This is a genomic window from Nocardia nova NBRC 15556 (assembly GCF_001613005.1).
Classification (GTDB): Bacteria; Actinomycetota; Actinomycetes; order Mycobacteriales; family Mycobacteriaceae; genus Nocardia; species Nocardia nova.
The window spans coordinates 25,190-34,057 of sequence record NZ_BDBN01000097.1 but is presented as its reverse complement, the minus strand read 5'-3'; the positions used below and the strand labels follow the sequence as shown (position 1 = coordinate 34,057).

6 protein-coding genes and 1 pseudogene are annotated in these 8,868 nt (G+C 65.7%); 5 read left to right on the top strand and 2 right to left on the bottom strand.

Translation table 11 applies throughout. The annotated features are described in order from the left end of the window. From NN2_RS37910 to NN2_RS30080, 5 genes and pseudogenes are all read left to right on the top strand, one after another. Window positions 1-486, top strand: a 486-nt coding sequence (locus NN2_RS37910) for a hypothetical protein (protein WP_218022075.1), incomplete at its 5' end; no start/stop codon positions are given. Between the two features lie 100 nt (window positions 487-586). Next, window positions 587-1,043, top strand: a pseudogene (locus NN2_RS39235) (group III truncated hemoglobin). 150 nt (window positions 1,044-1,193) lie between these two features. Continuing rightward, window positions 1,194-1,631 carry an SRPBCC family protein gene (locus NN2_RS30090; RefSeq protein ID WP_063018020.1) on the top strand — a complete coding sequence of 146 codons (438 nt, stop codon included), beginning with the start codon at window positions 1,194-1,196 and terminating at the stop codon, window positions 1,629-1,631. A 105-nt stretch (window positions 1,632-1,736) separates the two neighbouring features. Continuing rightward, window positions 1,737-2,039: a transposase gene (locus NN2_RS36690; protein ID WP_082857384.1), complete on the top strand. Its 303-nt coding sequence runs from the start codon at window positions 1,737-1,739 to the stop codon at window positions 2,037-2,039. A gap of 1,017 nt (window positions 2,040-3,056) precedes the next feature. Further along, on the top strand, window positions 3,057-6,668 hold the full coding sequence (locus NN2_RS30080) for a hydantoinase B/oxoprolinase family protein (RefSeq protein ID WP_063018004.1): 3,612 nt from the start codon (window positions 3,057-3,059) through the stop codon (window positions 6,666-6,668). Window positions 6,669-7,156: 488 nt separating this feature from the next. Here NN2_RS30080 and NN2_RS38790 read toward each other — a convergent pair whose 3' ends face one another. Together NN2_RS38790 and NN2_RS30070 are read right to left on the bottom strand one after the other, a co-directional pair. After that, on the bottom strand, window positions 7,157-7,624 hold the full coding sequence (locus NN2_RS38790) for a helix-turn-helix domain-containing protein (RefSeq protein ID WP_245658917.1): 468 nt from the start codon (window positions 7,622-7,624) through the stop codon (window positions 7,157-7,159). Between the two features lie 591 nt (window positions 7,625-8,215). Beyond that, the gene (locus tag NN2_RS30070; protein ID WP_245658916.1) at window positions 8,216-8,620 is read right to left on the bottom strand and encodes a nitroreductase family deazaflavin-dependent oxidoreductase; all 405 of its coding nucleotides are present in this window, start codon (window positions 8,618-8,620) and stop codon (window positions 8,216-8,218) included. Between the last annotated feature and the right edge of the window lie 248 nt (window positions 8,621-8,868).

The window sequence follows — 8,868 nt, the reverse complement described above, 5'->3', positions numbered from 1 at the left end:
GACACCGTCGACGCCCTCGACACGAGTCCATTCGCCCCTATCGGAACCGTCTCGTTCGCCTTCTACGGCCGAACCAGCGCGGTCGGCGACACACGCGCGGTCCGCATCCAACTCTCCAGAGGCGAGCCCTTCCATGCCCAGCTCCTCATTCCCGATCTGGCCCCCGAGAACGAGCTACCCGTCCCGCAATTGCCCCGACTGTCGATCCTCGGCCCCGACCGAGCCGTGACCACTCTCGATAACACCGCGCGCGCCCCCTTCTTCGAACCGTTCACCCAGACCTCGTACCTAACCCTCGCCGACACCGCCTCGGCCGCGCAGGCCGGCACCTACACCCTCGTTGTCACCGGCTCCGCGCCGGCCCGGTTCGTGATTGCCACCGGCGACACCGAACAATTCGGCGCACCACTGGTCAACGCGACCGCCGCCACCCTCTCCGACGTTCAAACCTGGTACCGCACACCTCCCACCTCCGGCACCGGCTGATTCACCGTCCGTAACGCGTTCCCTGGGGTGCGACCGATCCGGTCAGCAGAATGCGGTGCCGAAAACGATGTGTCCCCCTCCGGACACCTTTTTATCGGGTATGTGTGCCTTCGATGCCGTGTCCAGGCACTGCCTGGACACGGCTTTTTTCTACGGCCGGGCACTGACCGATGAGCTGCTCGCGGAACCGTTCACCGAACTCCGCGAGGCCGGTCTGGAATCGCACCTGCCCGTGATGTGCGACTTCTGGGAGACGGTGCTGTTCGGTACCAAGTCTTACCGCCGCCCTCGCCGTCCACCTCCGCCTGCACGAGCAGCATCCGCTCACGGCCGCTCACTTCCAGCGCTGGCTGGCGCTGTGGATCGAGACCGTCGAGCAACGGCATTCCGGCCCATTTCCGGCGCGGGCGGTGTTGCAGGCCGGATGGATGGCGCGGGCGATGAACCGCCGCATCACCGGAGACCGGAGCTGGGGCTCGGGCGAGCCCGTGCTCACGCCAGTTCGAACGCGTGATCGACCAGCGTCCGATCAGGGCCCGACAGCCGCCGGGACATGACCCCTGGCGGCGCCGCGACGTGAGAGTACTGTCACGAGCAGACACCCTCGGCCAGAGCAGCACCGACATCTCCACCGCGAGGAGAGACCGATCTCATGACCGACATCGATACCGGATCCGAAGCAGTGAACGACGCCGGGGATGGCCGCCGTGCCCACTGACAGCGCCGCCGTAACCGTCCGCCTGCACGCGCCGGTGGCGCGGGTGCTCGAGACCATCCGCGACCTGCAACATCAGCCGGAGTGGATTCCAGAGATCCTCGAAGCCGACGTGCTCGAGGTCGACGAGCAGACCGGGCTGCCGGTGACCGCCCGGTTCAAGGCGTCGGCGACGGTCGGCACCGACACCTACACCTTGACCTACCGGCATCGTGACGACGGCATGAGCTGGTCGATGGTGGAAGGCCGATTGCAGACCGGTCAGGAAGGCCGGTACCAGCTCGAAGATGCCGGCCCGGACACCACATCGGTCACCTACCAGTTGACCATCCACCACAACTTGCCGCTACCCGGCTTCATCCGCAAGCGGGTGATCAAAGGGCTGGTGAACAGCACGCTCAACGGTTTACGGAAGCGAGTCGAAGCGTGAATCGGCGGACTGCCCAATAGCCGCCGAGTTGCCGGAAGTTATCGGTTTCCCGGCCTCCTATCCGGGGGTTCCGGTAGTAATCGCGCGTAAAACAACGACGATGGCTTGACACAACGGCTTGACAAGCGCCGACCGGCGATCGCGGCGGCGTTGAAACCGGTCTACTCCGCACCCACCGAAGCCGCTGCGCTGGAACGATTCTGCGAGTTCCGTGGGAATGGGGGACGAAATATCCTGCGATCGTGCGGCTTTGGGAGAACGCGTGGGGCGGAGTTCGTGCCGTTCCTGGCGTTCGACACAGAGATCCGGCGAGTGGTGTGTTCGACCAACGCGATCGAGAGCGTGAACGCCCGCATTCGTCGGGCGGTCCGTGCTCGCGGGCACTTCCCAACGAGCAGGCCGCACTGAAATGCGTCTACCTCGCCATCATGGCCCTCGATCCCACCGGCACTGAACCGCCCCGGTGAGTCCGGAGATGATGATGTTCTCCGGACATCCCGGTGCGATTCAGGCCTCAGGGGAGCAAGCACCATGAGTCTGGCGACTATCGACAAACAGAGCTCGCACGCCAGAATCTCGTCGAGAACCCGGCATGCGCGGGCGTGTTCCTTCCGCCTCCCGCCCACGAAGTCGGGGCAAGATGGGTCAATCGTGAATACAGCACTGATCATCGGGGACGTCCAGCGGGGCATCACGGCCAACTATCCGCCGCACAGGTGGTGGACCCACTGAACGAACTACTCCCCGCGCTCGCGAGGTCTGCACGCTTGTAGTGTTCGTACGTCCCTGCGCCCCAATGGAATCGACTTGCCGCGACATGGCGAGTCGTTCCGAACCTTCTACGAAGTGGGCGACGCCTTTCATGAGGGGGCACCCGGAACAGAGAGCGAATTGCCGGTCGCCGCCAAGGATGTCATCGTGTCCAAGCCCGGACGAACCGCGGATGGGCGTCGAACTGATCACCGACAGCGGCCGGCGCTACTCGGCAAGAACCACCGATGCCTTCACCGAATACGGGATGGAGATCTTCCGCGAACCGATGTCCGAGGTCCTTCGACTCGACCTCGGCGGCATCGAGCCCCTCCGGAACCGGCTACAACTTCTGGCTCGGCGTCGACGACGTGATGGTCGTATTCGCCCCGGAACCCAGCGAAGAGATCGGCATCCCGGAACCGAGCTGACAACACGAGCCGGATACGAGCGGGCGTCGGCGGGGCTCCCCTGAATTAGTGGACCCTATATGCCGTATATCCCCGAACCGACGTCAGGCGCGCGGCATGACCCGCGTTGACGTGCGCCGACATCGCGCCGGCAAAAGCTGGCACCACCGGGCACAGTGCATGGATACTTCAATTGGCATCTTGGATACCGATCACATTGCGAGCGGTCCATGCTGCAGGCCGTCGCGGAGCCGAGGAGGCGTGGTTGGCGAATTCCCTTTCGTCCGGCCGAGAGGTCGGCTGGCAGTTCTGGATCGATCGGGGCGGCACATTCACCGACGTGGTGGCGCGCCGCCCGGACGGGGAGCTGATCAGCCACAAATTGCTATCGCAGAACCCGGCGCGCTACCTCGACCCCGCGATAGCAGGCATTCGCGAGATCCTGAACCGGTCCGGTATCGAAAATATCGCATCCGCGCGGATCGATGCCGTCCGAATGGGCACCACGGTCGCCACCAACGGGCTGCTCGAGCGCACGGGTGACCGCACGGCGCTGGTCATCACCACAGGCTTTCGTGACGCGCTGCGCATCGCCTATCAGAACCGCCCGCAGATCTTCGCCCGCGAGATCATCCTGCCGGAACTGTTGTACGAGCGGGTGATCGAAGTCGACGAACGGATCGCCGCCGACGGCACGGTGCTGGCGCCGCTGGATGCCGATACTGTGGCGGATGAGCTGAAAGCCGTGTACGACAGCGGTATTCGTGCCATCGCGGTGGTGTGCATGCACTCGTACCGTTATCCCGATCACGAACGCGAAATCGGCCTGCTCGCCGACCGCATCGGATTCACCCAGGTTTCGTTGTCCAGCGAAGTGAGTCCGCTGATGAAGCTGGTGCCGCGCGGCGATACGACCGTTGTGGATGCCTATCTGTCGCCGGTGCTGCGCCGCTATGTCCGGCACGTTTCCGATCAGCTCGCCGGTGTTCGGCTGCTGTTCATGCAGTCCAATGGCGGACTCGCCGCGGCGGGGCAATTCCGCGGCAAGGACGCCATTCTGTCCGGACCGGCCGGCGGCATCGTCGGCATGGCACGGATGTCGCGGCTGGCAGGTTTCGATCGGGTCATCGGTTTCGATATGGGCGGAACGTCTACCGACGTCTCCCATTTCGCGGGCGAGTTCGAGCGCGTGTTCACAACGCAGCTGGCCGGGGTGCGGTTACGCGCGCCGATGCTCGATATCCACACCGTTGCCGCCGGGGGCGGTTCGGTGCTGCATTTCGACGGCAGCCGCTACCGGGTCGGCCCCGATTCGGCAGGCGCCGTGCCGGGACCGGCGTGCTACCGCGGCGGCGGGCCGTTGACGGTCACCGACGCGAACGTGATGCTCGGGCGGATTCAACCCGACAGCTTCCCCGCGGTTTTCGGTCCGACCGGCGATCAGCCGGTGGACGCCGAGTGGGTTCGCACGCGATTCGCGGAGTTGGCCGCGGACATCCGCGCGAAGACTGGCGACAACCGCACACCGGAACAGGTCGCCGAGGGATATCTCCGGATCGCGGTCGCCAACATCGCCGCCGCCGTCAAACGAATCTCGGTGCAGAAGGGGCATGACGTTACCCGTTACGCCTTGACCACCTTCGGCGGCGCGGGCGGACAGCTCACGTGCGCGGTGGCCGATTCGCTCGGCATCCGAACCATTCTTGTCCCTCCCCTGGCCGGGGTGCTGTCTGCACTGGGCATCGGTCTGGCCGACACCACCGCGATGCGAGAACAGTCGGTGGAACTGCCGCTGCACCCGGATTCGATGGCGCGGGTCACGGCCACCGCGGATGCGCTCGAGGCAGCGGCACGTGCCGAACTGCTGGCCGAAGACGTTCCGGAGCATCGAATCCGGGTAGTTCGACGTGCCCAGGTGCGCTACGACGGCACCGATACCGCCCTCACCGTCGAACTCACCGGACCCGATCGCATGGCAGCCGATTTCGTGGCCCGCCACCGCGCCACATACTCATTCACCCTGGATCGCCCCCTGGTCGTGGAAGCGCTCTCGGTGGAGACGACCGGACTCACCGAAGCGCCGAACCTCTCCGGATTGGTTCCCACGACATCGACAACCACCGGACCCCGCACGGTGCGACTGCACACTGGGGGGTCCTGGCGCGAGGTCCATCTCTACATCCGAGACGAATTGACGTCCGCCGAGGCCATCATCGGGCCCGCGTTGATCACCGAGACCAACGCCACGGTGGTAGTCGACGAGGGGTGGCAGGCCAGGGTGCACGAGACGGGACATCTGATCATGCAACGGGCCGTCGCACCCACCGGCGTCCGAGTGCGCACCGACGCCGACCCGGTGCTGCTGGAGGTGTTCAACAACTTGTTCATGTCGATCGCCGAGCAGATGGGCGCCCGGCTGGAGTCGACATCTCAATCCGTGAATATCAAAGAGCGCCTTGATTTCTCCTGCGCCCTGTTCGACCCCGACGGCAATCTGGTAGCCAACGCGCCGCATATTCCCGTGCACCTGGGATCGATGGGCACCAGCGTCAAGGAGGTGATCCGCCGCACGACGACCATGCGGCCGGGTGACTGCTACGCGGTCAACGATCCCTATCACGGGGGCACTCATCTGCCCGACATCACGGTCATCACCCCGGTCTTCGACACAGCGGGCACGCGCGTGCTGTTCTACGTCGCCTCCCGCGGGCACCATGCCGAAATCGGCGGTACAGCACCGGGTTCCATGCCCGCGGACAGCCGCCGCATCGAGGAGGAGGGCATCGTCTTCGACAACTGGCTGCTCGTCGAACACGAGCGGTTCAGGGAAGCGGAGACCTACCAGCTACTGACCGAGTCGCCGTATCCGTCCCGCAATCCCGCCACGAACCTCGCCGATCTGCGCGCCCAGGTCGCCGCCAACGCCAAAGGTGTCGAAGAGGTCGGCAAGATGATCAGGCATTTCGGGCTCGACGTCGTGCAGGCCTACATGCGGCACGTACAGGACAACGCGGAGGAGTCGGTTCGCCGCGTCATCGAGGCCCTCCACGACGGCGAATACCGCTACGAGAACGACCTCGGCGCCATCATCGCGGTCCACGTGCGCGTCGACCGCGAAAGCCGAAGCGCCATAATCGATTTCACCGGCACATCAGCGCAGCTCGAGGGCAATTTCAACGCTCCCTATGCGGTGGCCAACGCCGCGGTGCTGTATGTCTTTCGAACCCTGGTCGCCGATGAAATTCCGCTCAACGACGGCTGCTTGCGCCCACTGCGGATCATCGTGCCTGCCGGTTGTATGCTCGCGCCGCGTCCGCCGGCCGCCGTCGTCGCGGGCAATGTCGAGACGTCGCAGGCGATCACCGGGGCGCTGTATGCCGCGCTGGGAGCGCAGGCCGAGGGCTCGGGCACGATGAACAACGTTACTTTCGGAAACGACCGATGCCAGTATTACGAGACCATCGGCTCCGGTTCCGGCGCAGGTGAGGGCTTCGACGGGACATCCGTGGTGCAGACGCACATGACCAACTCCCGGCTCACCGATCCGGAGGTGCTGGAGTGGCGCCTGCCGGTGCTACTGGAGGAATTCGCGATACGCACCGGTAGCGGAGGAATCGGACGCTGGCACGGTGGCGACGGCGCGTTGCGGCGGCTCCGGTTCACCGAACAGGTGACCGTCTCGACACTATCGAGTCACCGTCGGGTCCCGCCGTACGGCATGGCCGGCGGCGCGCCCGGAGCACTGGGCATCAATCGCATCGAGCGTGCGGACGGCACCATCGTGCGGTTGCGCGGTGCGGATTCCGCGCAACTGCAGCCCGGCGACGTCTTGATTGTGGAGACTCCAGGGGGCGGTGGCTACGGAGCGGCGAAGTAAGCACGTCGAGGACGGCAGTCAAGTCACGAAGAGGGTTTTTTCGGAACGCAAAGACCCGGTAGATCGGACGGCTGTCGCGGCAGCAGCCCATCCGATCGACGTGGACGGCAACTAGTGGGTGCGCCCGTCAGTTCGTCGGGGGTCACGCGGCAAGCGGGAGGGGCGTGGCCAGGTCGTGGCGGCCGAGCTGGTGCAGTAGGTCGTTGAGGTCGTCGCGGGTGAAGGTCCAGTCGAATGAACGGCCGGGCGGTGGCGTTGTAGTGGTCCTGGAAGGCGAGCAGCCGGTCGGCGACGGCGGTCAGGTCGGGGTTGCACGACGGAACAGTAGACCTCCACCTGGTTAAGCCAGGAGGCGTGGGCCGGCAGGTGCACCATGTGCGCGTTCGGGTAGGCGTCGTCGAGTCGTTTCGCTGCGGCCCAGTTGCGGTGGGAGGCTCCGTTGTCGACGATCCAGAACACCCGCCGCGCACTGAGGTAGGGCTCGCTGGTCATGACCTGCGCGGCAAGCCGGCCGAACGGTTCGATACCGGTGGTCGGCCCGCAGCGGCCGATGACGTGGGCGCGGTGCACGCGTAGGCGGCGAAGTAGGCCAGAGTGCCGCCGCGCTGGTGTTCGGACTCGACCCTCATCGGCCGCCGAGCCGCGGGCCCGAGCCTGCGGCGGAGGCGGTGACGTGCCTGGACACCTGGTTTCTCATCAGCGGAGAGCACGTAGTCGTCCGCGCCGAGTGGTTCGTCGTCCCAGATGCGGGCATACAGGTCCAGCGCCCGAGCGGCCTTGACCTCGGCGACCTGCTCCGCGGTGAACGTGCGGGGACGGCCACTGCGCGGCAGATCGATCAACCCATCGATCCCATTGCCGCAGAACCGTTTCCGCCACTTGCGGGCCGTGTCGGCAGTGATCGCGAGGGCGCGGGCGATACCGGCATTCGACTGCCCGGCAGGTGCTGCGAGCACGATCCGCCCCGCAGCACCTGCCGCATCGGTGCCGAGGAGCGGCGGGTGATCGCTTCCAACTGCGACCGCTGGCCGGCGGTCAGGACGACAACATGCGGACTCCGTGCCGACACTCCGCGGTGGCACGACGATACTCCCTTGTCCCTCAACATGATCAACGACCGGGACACTGTGCCCGACCGGCCACCGAGAACCGGCGCGCCACGCCGCAGCCGCCGTCATGACAGGCTGAACCCCATGGCCACACCGCCGGAATCGACCAAAACCTCACTGCGACAGCGACTGGCCGCCCACGCAGCCGAACGCTGGCCGCAACTGGCCGTCGTCCACGTCCGATACCACGGCGCGTTCGCCTACATCACCGGCGAACTCGCCGACGGCACCCGACTGCCACTGATGCGACTGCGCTACACCGGATACGCACCACCTGGGGATTCGCTATCTACCTCGCCAGCCGAGACGGCTACCACAACTCCATCCTTCCCAACGGCCGCCCCGCTGGCACCCGCCGAAACACTCGACTGCGCCTGCGCCCTCTACCTCAACGACCCCACCGCCTGGCAACCCCCGACGAACAAACGGGCGCACCCACTAGGAGGGCTGGCCCGACTGGGTATGCAGTTCGAGGTACTTGTCGACCTTGAGTCGGTGAAGGGTGCGTCGATGCCGAGGGGGCAGCCGTGGTTCTGCTTTCTCGGCGGTGATGATCGCGGGATCGATCGTGTCCAATGTGTGGCCGTGGACCTGGATGGTGGCTCGGCCCTCGTGCAGGACATTGCGGAGCCAATCGACTCGCGTGCCGTACGGCAGCGGAATGATGACCCCGTCCGGCACCTCTTCCACGACCACGGGCGTGGCATAGGCTTTTCCGGAACGTCGGCCGGTGTGCCGCACCACTCCCGCGTACCAATGTTCGCGGCCTGCCATGGTCATCATGACCGGGTTGGTCACGTATTTGTTCACCACCCGCATCCGATCACGGACCACAGAGGTCATGCTGGAAATCCCTGGATTGTCGGCCATCAATCAACGATGATCGCGGGCCTGCACGGCCGATAGGGTCGATCGGGCCCTGCCCGCAGGGCATTTGGGTGGTACCTGCACGTACCCCTTCGTGTTGTCGTGGAGCAGCGCTGCCGGCACGGCGGGAGTCGTCGTCTCCGTGCGCTCTTGGGTCTCGCCGGGCCTGGCGGAATCGAGGGGACGGGCGGTGTCGGACCCCGCGCGGCGCTGTCGGTGTGGTC

Coding starts and splice junctions, on each gene's coding strand:
- NN2_RS30070 (WP_245658916.1), bottom strand. CDS start 8,620: ATGACCTCTGTGGTCCGTGATCGGATGCGGGTGGTGAACAAATACGTG.